Annotated in this window: 20 protein-coding genes and 1 tRNA gene; 6 read left to right on the forward strand and 15 right to left on the reverse strand. The window is 69.8% G+C overall.

The annotated features are described in order from the left end of the window. Positions 1–51: 51 nt before the first annotated feature. Entirely contained in the window at positions 52–1,302 is a 1,251-nt protein-coding gene (locus tag KV396_RS00855; RefSeq protein WP_247957543.1) for an MFS transporter, read from the forward strand. 7 nt (positions 1,303–1,309) lie between these two features. Here KV396_RS00855 and KV396_RS00860 read toward each other — a convergent pair whose 3' ends face one another. From KV396_RS00860 to KV396_RS00890, 7 genes are read right to left on the reverse strand one after another with little or no spacing between them, the layout of a single operon-like run. Further along, on the reverse strand, positions 1,310–1,729 hold the full coding sequence (locus KV396_RS00860; protein WP_323131834.1) for a pilus assembly protein TadG-related protein: 420 nt from the start codon (positions 1,727–1,729) through the stop codon (positions 1,310–1,312). Then, positions 1,729–2,184, reverse strand: coding sequence for a TadE family protein (locus KV396_RS00865; protein WP_247634385.1), 456 nt, complete (start codon positions 2,182–2,184; stop codon positions 1,729–1,731). Before KV396_RS00865 ends, KV396_RS00860 begins: the two co-directional genes overlap by 1 nt. Next, positions 2,153–2,554 carry a TadE/TadG family type IV pilus assembly protein gene (locus KV396_RS00870; RefSeq protein WP_247634384.1) on the reverse strand — a complete coding sequence of 134 codons (402 nt, stop codon included), beginning with the start codon at positions 2,552–2,554 and terminating at the stop codon, positions 2,153–2,155. The genes KV396_RS00865 and KV396_RS00870 overlap by 32 nt, the downstream gene beginning before the upstream one ends. Then, positions 2,551–2,751, reverse strand: coding sequence for a hypothetical protein (locus KV396_RS00875; protein ID WP_247956546.1), 201 nt, complete (start codon positions 2,749–2,751; stop codon positions 2,551–2,553). Before KV396_RS00875 ends, KV396_RS00870 begins: the two co-directional genes overlap by 4 nt. A 20-nt stretch (positions 2,752–2,771) precedes the next feature. Next, positions 2,772–3,710, reverse strand: a complete 939-nt coding sequence (locus KV396_RS00880; protein WP_247634349.1) for a type II secretion system F family protein — start codon at positions 3,708–3,710, stop codon at positions 2,772–2,774. Next, on the reverse strand, positions 3,707–4,564 hold the full coding sequence (locus KV396_RS00885) for a type II secretion system F family protein (protein WP_247634348.1): 858 nt from the start codon (positions 4,562–4,564) through the stop codon (positions 3,707–3,709). Before KV396_RS00885 ends, KV396_RS00880 begins: the two co-directional genes overlap by 4 nt. Further along, a complete protein-coding gene (locus tag KV396_RS00890) occupies positions 4,561–5,733 on the reverse strand; it encodes a CpaF family protein (protein WP_247956547.1) in 1,173 nt (390 codons plus the stop codon). The genes KV396_RS00885 and KV396_RS00890 overlap by 4 nt, the downstream gene beginning before the upstream one ends. Positions 5,734–6,000: 267 nt before the next feature. Between KV396_RS00890 and KV396_RS00895 the strand changes: the two genes are divergently transcribed. Beyond that, positions 6,001–6,082 (forward strand) — tRNA-Leu (locus KV396_RS00895). A 66-nt stretch (positions 6,083–6,148) separates the two neighbouring features. Further along, positions 6,149–6,922 carry a DedA family protein gene (locus KV396_RS00900; RefSeq protein ID WP_247624792.1) on the forward strand — a complete coding sequence of 258 codons (774 nt, stop codon included), beginning with the start codon at positions 6,149–6,151 and terminating at the stop codon, positions 6,920–6,922. Positions 6,923–6,950: 28 nt separating this feature from the next. Here KV396_RS00900 and ku read toward each other — a convergent pair whose 3' ends face one another. Beyond that, positions 6,951–7,856 carry a non-homologous end joining protein Ku gene (gene ku, locus KV396_RS00905; RefSeq protein ID WP_247956548.1) on the reverse strand — a complete coding sequence of 302 codons (906 nt, stop codon included), beginning with the start codon at positions 7,854–7,856 and terminating at the stop codon, positions 6,951–6,953. A 57-nt stretch (positions 7,857–7,913) separates the two neighbouring features. On the opposite strand from ku, the gene ligD reads away from it, so the two are divergent. Beyond that, the gene (gene ligD / locus KV396_RS00910) at positions 7,914–9,878 is read left to right on the forward strand and encodes a non-homologous end-joining DNA ligase (RefSeq protein WP_247956549.1); all 1,965 of its coding nucleotides are present in this window, start codon (positions 7,914–7,916) and stop codon (positions 9,876–9,878) included. A 3-nt stretch (positions 9,879–9,881) separates the two neighbouring features. On the opposite strand, the gene KV396_RS00915 is transcribed toward ligD, so the two are convergent. The 4 genes from KV396_RS00915 to murI form a co-directional block, all read right to left on the reverse strand. Then, positions 9,882–10,802, reverse strand: a complete 921-nt coding sequence (locus KV396_RS00915) for a cation diffusion facilitator family transporter (protein WP_247634344.1) — start codon at positions 10,800–10,802, stop codon at positions 9,882–9,884. A 100-nt stretch (positions 10,803–10,902) separates the two neighbouring features. Then, positions 10,903–11,496 (reverse strand): RdgB/HAM1 family non-canonical purine NTP pyrophosphatase, encoded by a 594-nt coding sequence (rdgB, locus tag KV396_RS00920; protein ID WP_247624796.1) that lies wholly within the window; start codon positions 11,494–11,496, stop codon positions 10,903–10,905. Between the two features lie 2 nt (positions 11,497–11,498). Beyond that, positions 11,499–12,236, reverse strand: a complete 738-nt coding sequence (gene rph / locus KV396_RS00925) for a ribonuclease PH (RefSeq protein ID WP_247624797.1) — start codon at positions 12,234–12,236, stop codon at positions 11,499–11,501. A 33-nt stretch (positions 12,237–12,269) separates the two neighbouring features. After that, complete coding sequence (gene murI / locus KV396_RS00930; RefSeq protein WP_247624798.1) at positions 12,270–13,106, reverse strand: glutamate racemase; 837 nt, start codon at positions 13,104–13,106, stop codon at positions 12,270–12,272. A 62-nt stretch (positions 13,107–13,168) separates the two neighbouring features. Between murI and KV396_RS00935 the strand changes: the two genes are divergently transcribed. Beyond that, positions 13,169–14,494: a nicotinate phosphoribosyltransferase gene (locus tag KV396_RS00935; protein WP_247956550.1), complete on the forward strand. Its 1,326-nt coding sequence runs from the start codon at positions 13,169–13,171 to the stop codon at positions 14,492–14,494. Positions 14,495–14,510: 16 nt separating this feature from the next. Here KV396_RS00935 and KV396_RS00940 read toward each other — a convergent pair whose 3' ends face one another. Genes KV396_RS00940 through KV396_RS00950 form a run of 3 tightly spaced genes read right to left on the reverse strand, consistent with a single transcriptional unit; the run spans position 14,511 to position 18,140 of the window. After that, positions 14,511–14,777 (reverse strand): DUF3039 domain-containing protein, encoded by a 267-nt coding sequence (locus KV396_RS00940; protein WP_247624800.1) that lies wholly within the window; start codon positions 14,775–14,777, stop codon positions 14,511–14,513. Between the two features lie 40 nt (positions 14,778–14,817). Beyond that, the gene (locus KV396_RS00945; RefSeq protein ID WP_247956551.1) at positions 14,818–16,377 is read right to left on the reverse strand and encodes a hypothetical protein; all 1,560 of its coding nucleotides are present in this window, start codon (positions 16,375–16,377) and stop codon (positions 14,818–14,820) included. Beyond that, positions 16,353–18,140: an ABC transporter ATP-binding protein gene (locus tag KV396_RS00950; protein ID WP_247956552.1), complete on the reverse strand. Its 1,788-nt coding sequence runs from the start codon at positions 18,138–18,140 to the stop codon at positions 16,353–16,355. The genes KV396_RS00945 and KV396_RS00950 overlap by 25 nt, the downstream gene beginning before the upstream one ends. A gap of 240 nt (positions 18,141–18,380) precedes the next feature. On the opposite strand from KV396_RS00950, the gene KV396_RS00955 reads away from it, so the two are divergent. Further along, on the forward strand, positions 18,381–19,073 hold the full coding sequence (locus KV396_RS00955; protein WP_247634340.1) for a phosphocholine cytidylyltransferase family protein: 693 nt from the start codon (positions 18,381–18,383) through the stop codon (positions 19,071–19,073). Positions 19,074–19,078 lie beyond the last annotated feature (5 nt).

The following is a 19,078-nucleotide window of genomic DNA, read 5'->3' on the forward strand; positions in this document are numbered from 1 at the left end:
TAGCCTCGAACGGTGAGCAGTGCATCCACGGTCCTCCGACGATTCGGGCCGATGGTGTATCTCCCGACCGTGCTGTTCTCGCTCGGCGAGGGCGCGGTGATCCCGCTGATCCCCGTCATCGCCGCATCGATGGGCGCCGACGTCGCGTTCGCCGCGCTGGTCGCCTCGGCGCTGGTCGTCGGTCAGCTCTGCGGCAATCTGCCCGCCGGATGGGCGGTCGCGCGTATCGGCGAGCGGTTCACGATGGTCATCGCCGGCGCGATCGCCATGCTCTCGGCGGTCGGGATGGTCTTCGCCCCGTCGATCGGCGTGCTGGCGGCATCCGTCTTCGTCCTCGGTTTCTGCGCCGCGGCCTTCGGGCTCGCGCGTCACGCCTTCATGACCACGCGGGTGCCCATCGAGTTCCGCGCACGTGCGCTGTCGTTGCTGGGCGGCAGCTTCCGCCTGGGGATCTTCATCGGGCCGTTCGTCGCGGCGGGTCTGCTGGAGCTGTTCGCCACCGAGACCGCCGCGATCTGGTTCTTCCTCGGGTGCCTCACGGTGATGGTGCTGCTCGTGCTCTTCGGCCCCGATCCGGAGAAGACGATCCCGCCCGCCGCGACCTCCCCCATCCGCATCGGCACGACCGAGGACTCGGGCGAGGTGGTCAGCGGAGCGATCCCCACCTTCGAGCGGATCGGGATCTTCCGCACGATGTGGCAGCAGCGCACGGTGCTCAGCCGGCTCGGCCTCGCCGCGGCGTCGCTCTCGGCCGTGCGTTCGGCCCGCCAGGTCGTGCTGCCGCTCTGGGGCCTCTCGCTGGGCCTCGATGCGCAGACGATCGCACTGGTCGTCGGGATCTCGGGCGCGATCGACTTCGCGCTGTTCTACGCGAGCGGGCAGGTCATGGACCGGTTCGGCCGGATGTGGGCGGCGATGCCGGCGATGATCCTGATGGGCGCGGGCTTCGTCGCCCTCTCGCTGTCGCACGACGTCGAGGCACCGGTGCTGTGGTTCGGGATGTTCGCCGCGGTGCTCGGTGTGGGCAACGGCCTGTCCAGCGGCATCCTGCTCACGCTGGGCGCCGATGTCGCGCCGAAGCGCGAACCCGCGGCCTTCCTCGGATCCTGGCGGACGCTGACGGATGCCGGTGGGGCGATCGCGCCGCTCCTGGTGTCGGCGATCACGGCGATCGCGTCCCTTCCTGTCGCAGCCGCTGCGATCGGGGTGATCGGACTGCTCGGTGCCGTGGGGTTCGTCCGGTGGATCCCCCGGTTCGTCCCGAGGGTGCGGGATGACGACCCGGTGCCGCCTCCCGGCTGACGGTCGCTCATCGCAGCGCGGTGCGGCTCGTCGCGGTCGCTTCGAGCACGACGCCGTCGGGAACGAAAGGCGAGAACACCGGCGGATGCCAGGGCGCCGTCACCGTCACCCGCACCGAGACACCGTCGGGTGTCCAGGCGTCGACGAGGGCGGCATCGCTCTCGACCGCGTCGATGACTTCGAGCGCCTGCTCCCGCATGTCGTCGTCGTCGAGCTCGGCGCGCACGCCGTGGTCATCGGCGACCAGTGTGAACCCGTCCGCTGCCGCTGCCGCCGCCGAATCGGCCACAGCGTCGAGACGTTTCTGCGCGAGGTACAGGTCGGTGGCGCACACGCAGACCAGCACGATCGCGAGCGCGAGGAGCACGTAGCCCAGGGTCAGGAGCAGGATGCTGCCCTCCTCGGCCTCGCTCGTACGACGCCGCATCATCCGCTCCCCCAATCGCGACCGACCTTCTGCACGGAGGTGGCCTCCAGAGGAACGGCGAGGGCGCTGTCGAGTCCGAGCATCTCCGGCACGAACGGCATCCGCACGACCGTGGTGACCGTCACGCGGAGCGTCGCGCCGCCCGTCGGGCACTCGGCACCTTCGGGCACGCAGGAGAGAGCGACGTCGGTGGCCTCGGCATCCATCCCGTACTCGTCGACGACCGCGGTGAGCACGTCGTCTGCGGCGAGCGCCGCGGATTCCGGGCCGGTCGACAGCGCGATGGTCCGGGCGATGTGTCTCGCAGCGGCCTCCGCTCCCAAGGACTGCTCCTGGATCGCGCCCAGGAGGATCACGAGGTAGGCGAACGGCACCAGCAGGATCACCCCGACCGTGATGAACTCCAGCGCGGCGGAACCGTCGTCATTCCTCCCCCAGGCTCTCCATCGGAGCATGCGCGGTCACCTCCCAGGCGGCGGGGATACCGATCAGGCCCACCAGTGGGAACGTCGTCCGGATGCGCACGTCGACGCGATCGCGGTCACCGAGGTCGGTGACGCCGACGGCGATGTCCTCGGCATACGCGGCCCCGACCGCGCGCTCGATCACCTCGCGCGCCCGCTCGGCGCCCTCCTCGAGCGTGGTGTCGGCGAGCGCCGCGTGGTACGCGCCCTCGACCGCTGCATCGTGCACCACGTTGCGGACGTAGACGGCGACACCGAGCTGGATCACGGCGAGTGTGAGCGCGGTGAGGAGCGTGCCGACGAGAACGAACTCGACGGGGCTCGATCCCCGCTCATCGTCGCGGATCCCGGACGAACTCACTGGATCCCGGAGACCCGCTGGATCGCCTGCTCGAACAGATCCGACAGCGCCGGACCGGCGACCGCCCAGATGAGCACGACGAGGCCAGCGGTCATGAGCGTCACGAGCACCCAGCCGGGCACATCGCCGCGGTCATCGTGCGCGAGCGCGCGCAACCACCGGGTCGCGCGGGCGCGGAGGGGAAGGATCGGGTTCATGGGTTTCCTTTCGAGGGAGCTCAGCCGATGCCGAGGCGGAGGATGAAGAGTCCGGGGTAGATCGCGAAGAAGACCGACAGGGGCAGGATCAGGAAGACGAGCGGCAGGAGCATGAGGATCTCCTTTCGCCCGGCCTGCTCGATGAGTATCCGCTTGGCGTCCTCGCGGGCGTCGCCCGCCTGCGCCTGCAGGACGGCGGCGAGGGGTGCGCCGTGCTCGAGCGCGGCGATCACCTGATCGATCGCGCGCGAGAGGCCCGGCAGCTGGAGTCGTGCGGCGGTCTCGCTCAGCGCCTCCGCCAGCGGGGACCCGGTGCCGACCGCGAGGACGGCCTGCCGGAACTCGCCGGTGAGCTCGCCGGATCCGACCGATGACACCCGCCGCAGAGCGTCGAGGAACCCCTCGCCGGCGGACAGGCAGAGGGCCAGGAACTCGAGCGTCGTCGGAAGCTCGTCGGTCAGGCGGGTGCGTCGCGCCTTGATCCGAGTGGACAGTTGCATGTCGTAGAGGGCTCCGGCAGCCCCTCCGCAGAGGACCGGCAGGACGGCCACGGGTGCGGTCATGCGGCCGGTGAGCACGAGGACGACGATCACCAGCGCACCGCCGGCGATCCCCCCGACGATCCATCCGAGCTGGCGAGCCCGGAATCCCGAGGGAGTGACACTCGCGCCCGACTGCGCGATGCGACGAGCGAGCGCTTCTCCCCCGCCGAGCACCCTCTCGAAGAGAACGAGGAGATGCTGCCAGGGTGAGCGCCTCCCCGTGGGGAGCAGGGCGATCGACGGGAGCGCCGAGAGTGGAAGGTCGGCATCGTCCACGACGTCGCGCACGTACGGAGCGATCCGCACGGCCAGGGATGCGGCACCCCAGCGCGGCACCACCGAGAGGATGCCCAGAATGCCGAGTCCGAACATCCCACCCAGCAGTGCGGCGATCGCAATCGACGACCCGGTGCTCATCCGAACCACCGACGAGGCTCGGGCAGGCGTCCGATCCTCACCATCACCCGGAAGGCGACGGTCGACACGGCGGCTCCGAGACAGATCACCAGCACACCCTCGGGCGTGCCGTAGGCCTCGGCGCCCTCGGGCCGCATCACCAGCAGGCCGAGGATCACCCATGGCGCCACCGCGCCGAGCACGGCGGCCCCGCGGATCCATGACTGGCGCGCCTCGACCTCGCCGCGGAGGGCGGCATCGGCACGGACAGAGGCGGCGAGCGCGCGGAGCACGCCCGTCAGCTCGGTGCCACCCACCTGCCGGGCCATGCGCAGGGTCTCGATGATGCGGTCCCCGATGGGGTCGGCGAGCGTGTCCTTGAGGCGATCGAGGCTCGTCTCGAACCGCCCCGTCGCCCGCACATCGTGCGCGAACACCGCGAACGCCGGTCGCAGCATCGCCGGCGCGGAGTCCTCCAGCGCTCCGACCGCATCGGGGAGGGACAGACCGACGCGGATCGACGCGATGAGCAGATCGCATACGTCCGGCCAGAGCTGGCGGCGAAGACGGCGCAGACGCAGTCGACGCCCCCGCAGGTACCCGATCGGCGCCGAGCCCGCTGCGAGCCCGGCGAGGAGCGCCAGAACCGGAAGACCGGAGATGAGCCAGGCGGCAGCCGCCGCGGCGAGCGCCGCCGCGATCATGCCCGTGAGCACCGCTCGCGGCGTCAGCGCGCCGATCCCCGCCTCCGCGACGAGCCGAGCGAGATGCCCCCGACGGGGCGTCGTACTCTTCGGCGCGCCCGGCGGCCACAGCCACGGCGAAAGGCACAGCAGCGCTCCTGCGGCCAGGAGGGCGCCGAGGAACAGCGTCACGAGTCGCGCCCCGGGGTACGCAGAGCGGTGCCGCGCCCGGGGTCCGAGTAGATGACGCGGGTGGCGATCCGTCCGTCGGCGATCTCGCCGGTCGGGGCGATGACTTCGCGTACCCGTCGTCCGCCCTCCGGATCGCGAACGCAGTGCACGACGAGATCGACGGACGCGGCGAGCGCCGGCACGATGAAGGAACGGTCGATGTTCCGCCCGGCCAGGAGAGGCAGCATCGTGAGCTTGTCGAGCGCATCGTCGGCGGAGTTCGCGTGCACGGTCGCCGCTCCCGGCACCCCGGTGTTGAGCGCCAGCACCAGGTCGAGCGCCTCGGCATCGCGCACCTCCCCGACGACCAGCCGATCGGGACGCATGCGGAGGGCTTCCTTCACGAGCCTGCGGAGGGTGATCTCACCGGAGCCCTCCAGACTCGCCTGGCGCCCCTGCAGCGCGACGAGATCGGGTCCGTCGACCGAGAGCTCGAAGGTCTCCTCGACCGTGACGATGCGCTGCAGGTCGGCGCAGGCGGCCAGGAGGGCGCCGAGCATCGTGGTCTTGCCCGCATGCGTCGCCCCGGAGACGATCACACTCCGCCCCGCACGCATCTCATCGCCGAGGAATCGCGCGAGATCGACGGGGAGCGCCCCCTGCGCAGCGAGCGCATCGAGAGTCCGATGCCCGGGCAGGAACTTTCGGATGTTGACGGCCCATCCGCCGCGCACCACATCGGCGATCGCGACGTGCAGACGGGAGCCGTCGGGCAGCGAAGCGTCGACGAACGGCTGGCTGATGTCGACGCGGCGACCGGTGGACTGCAGCATCCGCTCGACGAGGTCGCGCACGACCGTCTCGCCGAGCCGTAGGTCGACGCGCTCGGCCACTCCGCCCCGGGCGACGTGCACCTGGTCTCCCCCGTTCACCCAGATCTCCTCGATGCCCGGATCGTCGAGCAAGGGCTGCAACGCCCCGTACCCGCTGACCGCCGCGAGCACATCGCGGACCGAGCGCGCCTCGTCGTCGATGAGCTCCTGCCCTCGGGCGAGTGCCAGGTCGTTGTGCCTGCGGACCTCGGCCTCGGTGATCCGACGGACGGCATCGGGATCGATCGAGGGGTCGGTGCCGTCGCTGCGCAGACGAAGGCGCACGCGATCGGCCACGGCGAGAGAGGGAGGATTCACGCCGAGCATCCTCGCAAGAATCGCGAGAACGGCGCGGAAGTTATCCACAGCGAAGACGGAACGACCTCGGAACGGCCCTCGTCCTGCGCTGATGACGTGGCCTCCGACCCCTCGGAGCCCCCGGTGCCCGGATCGCCGCTGGGACAGTCACGCGGCCGTCGATCGGACGGTCGAGTCACCCGACGGATCGAGCGATCCCCGCCCTCTCCTTGTACCGGATTCTCCCGGGAAAGCGGAGGCCTCCGCTCGGTAGACTGTGAGCACCGCGCGGGAGTGGTGGAATTGGCAGACACGCAGGATTTAGGTTCCTGTGCCCCAGGGCGTGTGGGTTCAAGTCCCACCTTCCGCACAGGACGAGCGCATTCGCGCGTTCGGCTGCTCGACCGCCGCACCATCGCACCACGACGGGACACTCATGCATCACGCCGCGCTCATCCCCTGGCTCGACCCGGCCACGATCATCGGCACGGCGGGTCCGTGGGCTCTCCTCGTGGTGTGCTTCATCGTCTTCGCCGAGACCGGACTGCTGGTCGGCTTCCTGCTCCCGGGTGACACGCTGCTCGTGATCGCCGGTCTGCTGTCTCACCCGATCGCTGGTTCCGAGCACGGCGTCTTCGGCATCAACGTGTGGTTCGTGGCGCTGTTGATCGGTCTCTCGGCGTTCGTCGGCGGCGAGGTCGGCTACGTGATCGGCCACAAGGGCGGTCCGGCCGTCTTCGAGCGCAAGGAATCGGGGCTCTTCAGCAAGAAGAACGTCGAGCGCACGAACGCGTTCTTCGAGCGCTTCGGCGGCATCACCGTGATCCTCGCCCGGTTCGTGCCGATCGTGCGCACGTTCGCCCCGGTCGCCGCGGGCGTCGGACACATGCCGTGGCGCAAGTACACGCTCTACAACCTCATCGGTGCCATCCTCTGGGGCTTCGGTCTCACGATGTTCGGCTACGCCATCGGGTTCATCCCGCCCGTGGCGGACTTCGTCGAGAGCTACATCGACCTGATCCTGCTCGCCGCCGTCGGCGGCACTGCCCTGGTCACGCTGTGGCACTACCTCCGCGAGCGCTACAAGGCCAAGAAGGAAGCCGAGGCCGGACACGACGTCGTCACCGACGCGGCCGAGGCAGAGGCCCTCACGCTCGATCCCGAGGTCTTCGACCGCGCGCCCGACCTGGACGGCGACGGCAAGCACTGACGACGCGGGCTGAAGGCGGGCGCGGGTGTCAGCCCGCTTTCCTCTTCGCCGGCGCCTTCTTCGCGGCCGACTTCTTCGCGGCCGACTTCTCGGCGTCGGCATCCTTCCCGTTGCCACCGGACTTCTCCGCGGAGCCCTTCGCCCGCTGTTCCTTCGACTTCGCGACGCTGGCGCGCAGGGCCTCCATGAGGTCGATGACCTCGCCGCCCTTCTCCGCTCCCTCCGTCTCGCCGAAGGTGTCGGCGACGTCGAAGCCCTCGCCCGCGTCGATCTTGGCGTCGATGAGCGTGCGCAGCTCCTTCTGGTACTCGTCGACGAACTCCTCGGGGTCGAAGTCGCTCGAGTAACTCTCGACCAGCGATGCCGACAGTTCGAGTTCCTTCTTCGAGATCGACACGTCCTCGTGCAGCGAAGGGAAGTCGACCTCGCGCACCTCGTCGGCCCAGAGCAGCGTCTGCAGCACGAGCACGTCCCCGCGAACCCGCAGCGCGGCGAGACGGGTCTTCTGCCGGAGCGTGAAGCGCACGATCGCGGTGCGCTCGCTCTGCTCGAGCGTCTTGCGCAGCAGCACGTAAGCCTTGGGGGATTTCGAATCCGGCTCGAGGTAGTACGGCTTGTCGAGGGTGAGCAGATCGACCTGGTCGCTGGGCACGAACTCCACGACATCGATCTCGCGGCTCTTCTCGGACGGGAGAGCGGCGAGATCGTCCTTGGTGAGCACGACGGTGTGCCCCTCGTCGACGTAGGCACGATCGATGTCGGAGTAGGCCACGGTCTCGCCGCAGACCTCGCACGTGCGCTGGTAGCGGATGCGTCCCCCGTCCTTGTCGTGCACCTGGTGCAGCGGAACGTCGTGGTCCTCGGTGGCGGAGTAGACCTTCACCGGCACGTTGACGAGCCCGAACGTGACCGCGCCCTTCCAGATCGTTCTCATGACCCCAGTGAACACCAGCGGCACCGGCCGAGACCAGCCCTTGACTACGCTGGCTCCATGGTCGTCGACGGTCGGATCGTGCAGGTCGAAGGACGCCGCCTGCGCGTGACCAACCTCGACAAGGTCGTCTATCCCGAAACCGGTACGACGAAGGGCGAGATCTTCGCCTATTACTCGACCATCGCGCCGCAGCTGCTGCCCCTGCTCGCCGGTCGCCCCGTGACCCGCAAGCGCTGGGTCGAGGGTGTGGGGACGGCGGATGCCCCGGCCGATGCCTTCTTCACGAAGCAGCTCGAACGCGGGGCACCCGAGTGGATTCCCCGCCAGGCGATCGTGCACTCCGACGGTCCGAAGGACTATCCGCTGGTCGACGAGGTGCCGACCCTGGTGTGGCTGGCTCAGGTCGCGGCGATCGAGCTGCACGTACCGCAGTGGCGGTTCGGATCCGACGGACTGCCCGGGCGACCCGACCGCCTGGTGCTCGACCTCGACCCGGGCCCCGGCGTGGGACTCGCGCAGTGCGCGGCCGTCGCCCGTCTCGCCCGCGGCATCCTGACCGGGATGGGGCTCGATCCGGTGCCGGTGACCAGCGGCAGCAAGGGCATCCACCTGTACGCGTCGCTCCCCGGCGAGCAGACGAGCGCCGAGATCTCGATGGTCGTGAAGGAACTCGCCCGCGTCATCGAGAACGAGCACCCCGACCTCGCGACCGCCACCATGTCGAAGGCCGTGCGGGGCGGCCGAGTGTTCCTCGACTGGAGTCAGAACAACGGCAAGAAGACGACGATCTCGCCGTACTCGCTGCGCGGCCGCGCCCGGCCATGGGTGGCGGCTCCCCGCACCTGGGACGAGCTCGACGACCCCGATCTCGCACAGCTCGACCTCGACGAGGTGCTGGAGCGCGCGGCCGCCGGCATCGACCCGATGGCGGCGCTGCATCCATCGGATGCCCCGGCCCCGAGTTCCCCGCCAGCCGCCCAGTCGAAGGCGGAGCGACACCGGCCGAGCAGCCGCGGCGCCTCGCCCGTTGCGCTCGATCCGGAGGCGACGCTCCCGACTTTCGAGCCGATGCTCGCCGAGCACGGCACCCCCGCACTCGCGCGCCGCCTGAGCGATCCCGCCTGGGCCGAAGTGAAATGGGATGGCATCCGCGCGATGGGCACCTGGTCGAACGGACGGATGCGTCTGCACGCCCGCCGAGGCACCGACATCACGGCGCGCTACCCGGAGCTCACGAGCGACGGCGCCCCGTTCCTGCCGGCGGCGGACGCGGTCGTCGACGGAGAGATCGTCGCCTTCCACCATGACGGCCGCCCGAGCTTCTCGCGGCTGCAGAACCGCATGCACCTCACCCGCGCGCGCGAGATCGAACGGGAGGTCGTGCGCACGCCCATCGTGTACATGCTCTTCGACCTGCTGCGCCTCGACGGCCACGATCTCACCGACCTCCCCCTGCACCAGCGGCGCACACTGCTCGATGACCTGATCGCCGACCTCGACGCGCCGGTGCAGGTGCCGCCCGTGTTCGACGACGTCGATGACGCTCTCGCCGCGAGCGACGACTTCGGTCTCGAAGGCGTCGTCGTCAAGGACCGCGACTCGCGTTACCGCCCCGGCACGCGCTCGCCCTCCTGGCTCAAGCTCAAGCACACCCGCATGCAGGAGACGGTCATCGTCGGCATCCGTCCGGGCAAGGGCGATCGCGAGCGCACGCTCGGTTCCCTCCTGCTCGCGGTGCACGACTCCCCCGGCTCGCCCCTGCGCTACGTCGGCCGGGTCGGAACCGGGTTCACCGAGCGCATCCTGCGCGATCTGCTCGACCTGCTCGAGCCGCTGCGCACGAAGACCGCACCCCTCGACGGGGTTCCCGCGCCCGACGCGTCCGACGCGCTCTGGGTGCGCCCGGAAGTGGTCGGCGAGGTGGAGTTCGCGAACTGGACGCCGGACGGGGTGCTGCGGCACGCGCGCTGGCGCGGACTGCGCCCCGACAAATCGCCCGATGAGGTCGTACGCGAGAGCTGACCCTCAGGCGTGGTGCGGCTCGCAGTCCGACTGCTCCGCCGGTTCGATCTGGAACGTCGAGTGCTCGACGTCGAAGTGCTCGGCGAGGCATCCCTGCATCTCCGAGAGGAGCCTGGTCGATCGTCCGTCGGCGAGGATCGCCGGGTCGACGAGCACGTGCGCGCTGAACACCGGCGCGCCACGGGTCAGTTGCCAGACGTGCACGTCGTGCACCCCGACCACACCGTCGTAGCCGAGCAGGTGCGAGCGGATGTCGGCCACCGCCATCCCTTTCGGTGCCGACTCGGAGAGCACCGAGAAGACCTCCCGCAGCAGAGAGATCGCCCGCGGGATGATGAGGATCGCGATGAACATCGAGGCGATGGCATCCGCGGGCATCCAGCCCGTCGCCACGATCACGATCGCCGCGACGATCACGGCCGCCGAGCCAATCAGGTCTCCCATCACCTCGAGGTACGCCCCGCGCACGTTGATGCTGGTGCGCTGCGCGCGGCTGAGCAACCACATCGAGATCGCGTTCGCCAGCAGACCGACCACCGCGACGGCGAGCATCAGCGGACCCGCCACCTCGACCTCGCCCGGGTCGATCAGGCGGCCGATGGCCTCGAACCCCACCCACCCCGCGAGCAGAATCAGGATGATCGCGTTGATCAGCGCACCGAAGACCTCGGCCCGCTGATATCCGAACGTGCGACGGTCGTCAGCGGGGCGCGCGGCCACCGCCGCGGCGATGAGCGCGATCACGAGTGCCGAGGCGTCCGTGAACATGTGCGCGGCATCGGCCAGGAGTGCCAACGAACCGGTCAGCAGAGCGCCGACCACCTGCACCACCATGATCGTCGCGGTGAGGCACAGCGAGATCGTCAGAAGACGCCGGTGACCGGCCGAGCGGATGCCGCCGGCAGCGGGAGCGTGATCGTGCATGCCTCCAGGCTAAGCGCGGAATCAGCCGTTCAGCCGCGATTTCGCTAGTCGGGAAGGGTAACGAGAACCAGTCTCATCACGCGCTGCACCGGACGGTGGCTCAGAGGTCGGCGAGCAGCGGCGCCAACTCCTCGAACGCGCGGGCGCGATGGGACTGCGCCTGCTTCTCCTCGTCGGTGAAGTCCCCGACCGAGCGCTCCTCCCCCGCCGGCTGACCGTCGGGGATGAAGATGGGGTCGTACCCGAACCCGCCCCCGCCGGAGGCGGCGTGCGCAAGCCGCCCGGGCCAGATACCGGTGACGACCTTCTCGGCACCGTCGGGTGAGACGAGCGCGATCGTCGAGGTGAAGTGCGCGGCGCGATGCGGGTCGGCGATGTCGCGCAGCTGATCGAGCAGCAGCTCGAGGTTGGCGACGGCATCCTTCTTCTGTCCCGCCCAGTAGGCGGAGAACACGCCCGGCGAGCCGCCGAGCACGTCGACGCAGATTCCCGAATCGTCGGCGAGCGCCGGAAGTCCGGTGTGCGCAGCCGCGGCTCGAGCCTTGATCAGCGCGTTGTCGGCGAAGGTCACTCCGTCCTCGACCGGTTCGGGTCCGTCGTAGCCGACGACCTCGAGGTCGGGGCGCACCCGGGCGACGATCTGCTGGAACTCGGCGACCTTGTGCGGATTGTGCGTGGCCAGGACGACCTTCATCGTCACTCGGCCGCCAACGCGGCGATCTGCCGCTCGGTGAGGGTCGCGCAGCCGTCGACGCCGAGCTGCAGCAGCGCGTCGAGTTCGCGCTTGTCGAAGGGCGCACCCTCGGCGGTGCCCTGCACCTCGACGAACAGTCCGCGGCCGGTGACGACGACGTTCATGTCGGTCTCCGCGCGCACGTCCTCGACGTATGCCAGATCGAGCATGGGCTCTCCATCGATGATCCCGACCGACACCGCGGCGACCGAGTCGAGCAGCGGGGTGGAATTGCGACCGATGAACTTCTTCTCACGGCCCCACTCGATCGCGTCGGCGAGGGCGACGTACGCCCCCGTGATCGCCGCGGTGCGCGTTCCACCGTCGGCCTGCAGCACGTCGCAGTCGATCACGATCGTGTTCTCGCCGAGCGCCTTGGTGTCGACGACCGCACGCAGCGCGCGCCCGATCAGGCGGGAGATCTCGTGGGTGCGCCCGCCGATGCGGCCCTTCACGCTCTCGCGGTCGTTGCGGCTGTTCGTGGCGCGAGGGAGCATGGCGTACTCGGCGGTGACCCACCCCTTGCCCTTGCCGGTGAGCCAGCGCGGAACGCCGTTCGTGAAGGATGCCGTGCACAGCACCTTCGTCCCGCCGAAACTGATCAGCGCGGAGCCCTCGGCCTGAGAGCTCCATCCGCGCTCGATCGTGACCTCGCGGAGCTGGTCGGTGGAGCGGCCGTCGGCACGCACGATGTCAGACATGGGCTTCCTTCGTTTCGGGGAGAGGTGTACCGCTCAGCGCGGCTCGGAGAGGGAGTCGGGAAGGGGGATGACGCCGGTCTGGACGAGCTGCACGTCGCGCACCTCGCGACCCATCAGGCGGTTCGCGAGCGCGGTGAAGTCCGAGGCGGAGTCGCCCGTGGCCTCGTACACGTACCGCGCGGTCGCGTCGGGCGGGGCGAGCAGATCGCCGCGGACGAGCTGACGGTAGACGTCGCCGGCCGTCTCGTCATCGCTCGACACGAGCGTGACGCCCTCGCCCATCACGTAGCTGATGGCGCCGCGCAGGAAGGGGTAGTGGGTGCAGCCGAGCACGAGCGTGTCGACCTCTGCTTCGCGCAGCGGCGCGAGGTACTCCTCGGCGACGGCGAGCACCTCCGGGGTACCGGTGATGCCCGCCTCGACGAACTCGACGAAGCGCGGGCAGGCCGCGGTGAACACCTGCAGCCGCTCGTTGACCTCGAGCATGTCCTGATAAGCGCGCGAACCGATCGTGCCGACCGTACCGATCACGCCGATGCGTCCGTTGCGCGTCGTCGAGACGGCCCGCCGAACGGCGGGTCCGATGACCTCGACCACCGGCACGTCGTAGCGCTCGCGCGCATCGCGGAGCATGGCCGAGGATGCCGTGTTGCAGGCGATCACAAGCATCTTCACGCCCTGGTCGACGAGCGTGTCGAGCACCTCGAGCGAGTAGCGGCGCACGTCGGCGATGGGCTTCGGCCCGTAGGGCGAGTGGGCGGTGTCGCCGATGTAGACGAACGACTCGCGGGGCAGCTGGGCGCGGATGGCCCGCGCCACCGTGAGCCCGCCGACACCGGAGTCGAAGATACCGATCGGCGCGTCGTTCATGACTCCCCAGCCTAGTCGCGACGACACGGCCGCAGGTGAGCCGCGCTCACTAAACTGAGCGCATGACCTCGTCGACGGCGCTGCTCACCGACCGCTACGAACTCACGATGCTCGCTGCATCGCTGCGCGACGGGACCGCATCGCGCCCGAGCGTGTTCGAGCTCTTCTCGCGCCGCCTCTCGGGCGGACGCCGGTTCGGGGTCGTCGCCGGCACCGGGCGCCTGCTCAGCCTGGTGCGCGACTTCCGCTTCGGTGACGACGAGCTTCGTTTCCTCCGCGACAACGACGTGGTCGATGCGGCATCCCTGCGCTACCTCGAGGACTACCGGTTCACCGGATCCATTCGCGGATACCGCGAGGGCGAGCTGTACTTTCCCGGCTCCCCCATCCTCACCGTCGAGGGCAGCTTCGCCGACGCGGTCGTCCTCGAGACGCTGGCGCTGAGTGTGCTCAACCACGACTCGGCCGTCGCCACGGCCGCCTCGCGCATGAGCATCGCGGCGGGCGAGCGCCCCCTCGCGGAGATGGGATCGCGACGCGCCGCCGAGCGGTCGGCCGTCGCGGCCGCCCGCGCCGCCTACATCGCCGGGTTCCGATCGACGAGCAATCTCGAGGCCGGCCGCACGTGGGGCATCCCGACGATGGGCACCGCCGCGCACTCCTGGACCCTGCTCCACGACAGCGAGGAAGAGGCCTTCCGGTCGCAGATCGAGAGCCTCGGAACCGACACCACGCTGCTCGTCGATACCTACGACATCTCGACGGGCGTGGAGACGGCGATCCGCGTCGCCGGCACGGGCCTCGGCGGGGTGCGCATCGACTCCGGCGACCTGCCCACCGTGGCGGCCGCCGTGCGCGAGCAGCTCGACGCCCTCGGGGCGACCGAGACCCGCATCACGGTCACGAGCGACCTCGACGAGTACGCCATCGCGGCCCTCGCCGCGTCGCCCGTCGACGCCTACGGCGTCGGTACGTCGGTGGTCACGGGATCGGGATATCCGACGGCCAGCATGGTCTACAAGCTCGTCGCCCGACAGGATGCCACGGGTTCGTGGATCGGCGTCGCCAAGGCTTCCGCGGACAAGGCGTCGCACGGCGGCCGCAAGGCCGCGTTCCGTCGGCTCGAGGACGGCGTCGCCACCGCGGAGGAGGTTCTCGTCGCCGACGGCTTCGAGAAGCTGGACGGGCCGGCATCCTCCGTCGGCGGGCGCCCGCTCCAGGTGACGTTCATCGACAACGGCGAGATCGACTCCGTGCACGAGGGCGCCGCGGGAACGGCATCCGCCCGCGAACATCACCTCCGCGTCCGCGAGGAACTGCCGGTGCGCGCGCTCGCGCTGAGCAAGTCCGACCCGGCCATCCCCACCGTCTACATCGACGTGGAGTGAGATCGCGCCCGCGCGGTCAGCGCGTCATCGACTCGTAGATCTCCTTGCACGTCGGGCAGATCGGGAACTTCTCGGGGTCGCGCCCCGGCGTCCACTTCTTGCCGCAGAGTGCGCGGACCGGCTTGCCGGTGATCGCCGACTCGAGGATCTTGTCCTTCTTCACGTAATGCGAGAAACGCTCGTGGTCACCCGGCTCGAGATTCTCCTCTCGGAGGAGCTCTTCCAGTTCGCGATCAAGCGTTGCCACGCCGCCCTGATCGGGGCTGTCCAGCGGAGTACTCATCCCGTGAGTCTAGCCGCGTCCACGCGTGCGCGGGGCGGCGTCACGCGGTCTCGACGAACTCCATGAGGCGTTCCCCGCTGCGTTCGAAGATGAGGCCGCCGACGACCGCGCCGATGACGAAGACACCGACGCCGGTGCCGAGGCCGGCCCAGAACGTCGCCATCGCCTGCTCCTCCCCCGAGAGGAGGTTCGAGGCGAAGAGCCAGATGACCGGACCGCTGACGAGGATCGCCCCGAGGAACGCGACGGCCGGCCCGTAGGCGCCGCGCGACGTCGGACGCTGCGGTTGCTGGAACGGACTGTCGCCCGGGCGTGACACCGCGTACGGCGCGACGACCGACACGATGCTCGACAGGCCGAGGGCCGAGAGCAGCAGGCTGGATCCGAGACCGATCAGCGGCAGCAGCAGATGCCAGTCGTCGATGACGAGGAGCGTGAGCGGAACGGCGATCGCCAGGACCGGAATCGACACCAGGAGAACGGGGACCAGGCGCCCGAGCCGATCGGGCAGCCCGCGCACGCCGCTGGCGACGTGCGTCCACAGGGCCGTCGAGTCGTAGGCGACGTCGTTGTGCGGCAGCCATCCGAAGAAGAGCGCCATCACGGGGACCGGCACGAGGGCGGCGATCTCGAGCGGTACTCCGGCGACCAGGAGCGGGAGCACCGTGAGGACCCCCGCGACCGGGACGACGATCACGTTGACGATGTAGCGGCGGTCGCGCAGCCAGTACACGAGGCTGCGCGAGGCGATGGCTCCGAAGGCCGTCGACGGCAGGAGGGCGAACCACCCGAGACCGGTGCGTTCGCGCGCGGCCACGGGCCGCTCGGTCGTCGTGAGCAGGCGGCGGACCAGCCATTCCCACACCACCCAGAGCCCCGCGAGGGTCACGACGGCGATGAGGCCGATGAGCCACGCCGTCGAACTCTCGGGCGCCTGGAAGAGCGCGCCGGGCGCCGCTCCGAGCGGGGTGAGGGAGATCACGCCCGTCAGCGAGATCAGGGATGCCGGCACCTCCCCGTCCCACCGGAACGACGCGAGGAACACGGCGACCGGGAACGCGACGACGAGCAGCGCGAGCACGAACAGTGCCGTGAGCTCGCGCGAGCGCCGTTCGGGCAGCAGCAGCGCATTGACCGCCATGCCGATGCGCGCGACCAGGATGGTGCTGACTATGCCCACCACCGTCATCCCGACCGCGAGCGGCCACGCGACGCCGAGCTGCACCGCCACGATGCCGACGCTGAGGTACACGGCCAGGAGAGCCAGGCTCGGGACGCTGATCAGCGACGCGACGACGAGGATCCATGGCATCTGACGCTCGTCGACGCCGAAGACGGCGAAGCGGCGAGGATCGAGCTGGTCCACGGCTCCCACGAGGATCGGGCCGATGAGGAAGCCGAGGAGGATCGCGGCGCCGCCGAGGACGGTGACCGTGCGGGCGACCCCGAGCGGTGCGCCGGCGAGGCTGAGCACCGAGGTGCAGACGACGACCGTGATCGCCACGACGACGAGGAAGGACAGGATCGACCGCGTCCGGCGCTCGCCGCGCAGCGATCCGAGCAGAAGGGCGAGCCTCAGTCGGAGAACGTGTGCAGCCACTCGAGCCCCTCCACCTCTCCGATACCGCCGGAGAGCTCGACGAAGCGCGCTTCGAGCGTCTGGCCCGCCCGCACCTCGTCGATCGTCCCCTCGGCGAGCACTTCGCCGTCGACGATGATCGCGACGCGCGAGCACACCCGCTCCACGAGATCCATCCCGTGGCTCGACAGGATGACGGTGCCGCCGTGCGCGACATACGCCCGCAGGATGTCGAGGATCACCGCCGAGGAGACGGGGTCGACCGATTCGAACGGCTCGTCGAGCACGAGCACGCGCGGCGAATGGATCATCGCCCCCGCGAGCATGACCTTCTTGGTCATACCCGCCGAGTAGTCCGAGACGACGCGACCGAGCGCATCCCCCAGATCGAAGGCGCGCGCGAGATCGGCGACGCGCTTCTCGATCACGTCGGAGGCCAGGCCGCGCAGGAGCCCGTAGTAGTAGAGGAGCTGACGGCCGGTCAGACGGTCGAACGTGCGCAGGCGATCGGGGAGGACGCCCATCACCCGCTTCGCCGCCTGGGAGTTCGTCGCCTGGTCGATGCCGCAGATCACGACGCTCCCGGCGTCGGCGCGCAGCAGCCCCGCGATGATCGACAGCGTCGTCGTCTTTCCGGCCCCGTTGGGTCCGACGATGCCGTAGAAGGAGCCCGCCGGCACCGACAGGTCTATGCCGTGCACGGCGCGATTGTCGCCGAAATGCTTGACGAGCCCGCGGATGTGCAGAGCCTCGACGTCCGACGCAGCGGGGGCGGCCGATTCCGCGGCGACGGCGGATGCCTCGGACCGGACGTCCGTGGCCTCGACCTCGGGCCCGGCTTCGGTGGTCTCCGGCTCGACGATCTCGGCCTCGACGACCTCGGGCTCGACGACCTCAGGCTCGATGACGGGCTCGACGACCTCCGCCTTGACGACCTCGGGCTCGACGACATCCGCCTCCGCGGTCTCCGCCTCGACGAGCACCTCGTCGACGCCGACAGTCGCTCCGGCACCGGCCGTCTCCTCGACCTCGACCACCGCCTCAGGCGGGTCGATCCGGGTCGACTCGATCGTGACGGGAGCCTGCGGCTTCGGCTCGGCGACCTCCGCGGCCTGAGCCGCGGCCGCTTTCGCCGCAGCGGTCTTCGCGGCGGCAGTCTTCGCCGCGGTCGTGCGAGTGGAAGCGGCGCGTGATGCGGCGGTGCGTGCCGTCGACTTCGCCGCCTGAGCCTTCGTCGCCGCGGTCTTCGCCGCAGCGGTCTTCGCCGTCGTCGACTTCGCCGCCGTAGTCTTCGCCGCCGTCGACTTCGCCGCAGCCGATCTCGCGGCCGCTGTCTTCGCTGCCGTGGTCTTCGCTGCCGTGGTCTTCGCCGCAGCGGTCGTGCTCGCGGCGGTCGTCTTCTTCGCCGCCGCCGACTTGGCTGCGGCCGTTTTCGCCGCAGCGGACTTCGCGGGTGTACGCGTCGTCGTGGCACGCGCTCCGGCAGCCGGCCGCGCGGGAACCTTCTTCTCGATCGGGCCCGCCGCCGAGACGGGCTCGATGACGACGTCGGTGCCCGCAGCGGCCTTCTCCGCCGCAGCCTTCGCCGTGCTCGGGCGCTTCGCGGGCGTGCGGGCTGCGGGAGTCTTCTTCGCGGCGTTCGTGCGGGCCGCGGAAGCCTTCTTCGCCGTCGGGGAGGACGCGGATGCCCGCTTCGACGTCGCCGTCCGCTTCTCCGGGGTCGCCTTCGATTCGGTCGTGGGGTCTTCCGCCTTTTCGGGGCGGGCGTCGGGGGAAGCAGTCACGGGTTCTACGGTATCAACGCGAGCCGACTTCCCCGGGGTCGGTCGCAACATTCACCCTGACAATCACCCGGGCGCCTTCCCCGACGTCGACCCTGGGTATACGGTGTGGACTGGGTCACGAAACGGCAACGGGCGCCGTGAGACCCGGTGTTTCCCAGGGTCCATCGCTAGCATGAACGCGGCACGACGAAGTGTCCGGCTGGTTAACCGGCCATGAACACACCTTCCAAAGGAGCACTCGTGACTCTTCAGACCGTCATCCTCGCAGCCGGCATGGGCTCGCGCCTGGGCCGTTCGCTGCCCAAGCCGCTCACCGAACTCGGCGACGGCCGCACGATCATGCGCCAGCAGCATGACAACATCCGCGCCGCGTTCGGCACCGACGCGCGCATCACCACCGTGGTCGGCTACCGCGCCGAGACCATCATCGAGGCCTTCCCCTCCGCCAACTACGTGCACAACGAGCGCTACGACGAGACCAACACCTCGAAGAGCCTCCTGCGCGCCCTCGGCGCGACCGGACGCGGCGGCGTGCTGTGGATGAACGGCGACGTCGTCTTCGACCCGATGATCCTCGGCCGAGCGGCCTCGTTCATCGAGCGCGATCAGTCGTTCGTCACGGTCAACACCTCCAAGGTCAGCGACGAAGAGGTGAAGTACACGGTCACGGCCGAGGGCTTCATCAAGGAGCTGTCGAAGACCGTCACCGGCGGCCTCGGCGAGGCCGTGGGTATCAACTACATCTCCTCGGCGCAGAAGAAGGCGTTCATGCGCCAGCTGCAGCGCGTCGACGACCAGGACTACTTCGAGCGCGGCCTCGAGCTCGCGATCGCCGAGGACGGCCTGCTGCTCGAGCCGATGGACGTCTCCGACCTGTACGCGGTCGAGGTCGACTTCGCCGAAGACCTCGAGCGGGCGAACCTCTTCGTCTGAGTCGC

Origin of the sequence: Microbacterium galbinum, from assembly GCF_023101185.1 — a bacterium.
In the GTDB taxonomy this organism is placed as follows: Bacteria; Actinomycetota; Actinomycetes; order Actinomycetales; family Microbacteriaceae; genus Microbacterium; species Microbacterium galbinum.

What these genes read in the sequence shown, in the direction of transcription:
- KV396_RS00855 (WP_247957543.1), top strand. Translation starts at nt 52, where the DNA reads ATGGTGTATCTCCCGACCGTGCTGTTCTCGCTCGGCGAGGGCGCGGTG.
- KV396_RS00860 (WP_323131834.1), bottom strand. Translation starts at nt 1,729, where the DNA reads ATGCGGCGTCGTACGAGCGAGGCCGAGGAGGGCAGCATCCTGCTCCTG.
- KV396_RS00865 (WP_247634385.1), bottom strand. Translation starts at nt 2,184, where the DNA reads ATGCTCCGATGGAGAGCCTGGGGGAGGAATGACGACGGTTCCGCCGCG.
- KV396_RS00875 (WP_247956546.1), bottom strand. Translation starts at nt 2,751, where the DNA reads ATGAACCCGATCCTTCCCCTCCGCGCCCGCGCGACCCGGTGGTTGCGC.
- KV396_RS00880 (WP_247634349.1), bottom strand. Translation starts at nt 3,710, where the DNA reads ATGAGCACCGGGTCGTCGATTGCGATCGCCGCACTGCTGGGTGGGATG.
- KV396_RS00900 (WP_247624792.1), top strand. Translation starts at nt 6,149, where the DNA reads ATGCATCACGCCGCGCTCATCCCCTGGCTCGACCCGGCCACGATCATC.
- ku (WP_247956548.1), bottom strand. Translation starts at nt 7,856, where the DNA reads ATGAGAACGATCTGGAAGGGCGCGGTCACGTTCGGGCTCGTCAACGTG.
- ligD (WP_247956549.1), top strand. Translation starts at nt 7,914, where the DNA reads ATGGTCGTCGACGGTCGGATCGTGCAGGTCGAAGGACGCCGCCTGCGC.
- KV396_RS00915 (WP_247634344.1), bottom strand. Translation starts at nt 10,802, where the DNA reads ATGCACGATCACGCTCCCGCTGCCGGCGGCATCCGCTCGGCCGGTCAC.
- rdgB (WP_247624796.1), bottom strand. Translation starts at nt 11,496, where the DNA reads ATGAAGGTCGTCCTGGCCACGCACAATCCGCACAAGGTCGCCGAGTTC.
- rph (WP_247624797.1), bottom strand. Translation starts at nt 12,236, where the DNA reads ATGTCTGACATCGTGCGTGCCGACGGCCGCTCCACCGACCAGCTCCGC.
- murI (WP_247624798.1), bottom strand. Translation starts at nt 13,106, where the DNA reads ATGAACGACGCGCCGATCGGTATCTTCGACTCCGGTGTCGGCGGGCTC.
- KV396_RS00935 (WP_247956550.1), top strand. Translation starts at nt 13,169, where the DNA reads ATGACCTCGTCGACGGCGCTGCTCACCGACCGCTACGAACTCACGATG.
- KV396_RS00940 (WP_247624800.1), bottom strand. Translation starts at nt 14,777, where the DNA reads ATGAGTACTCCGCTGGACAGCCCCGATCAGGGCGGCGTGGCAACGCTT.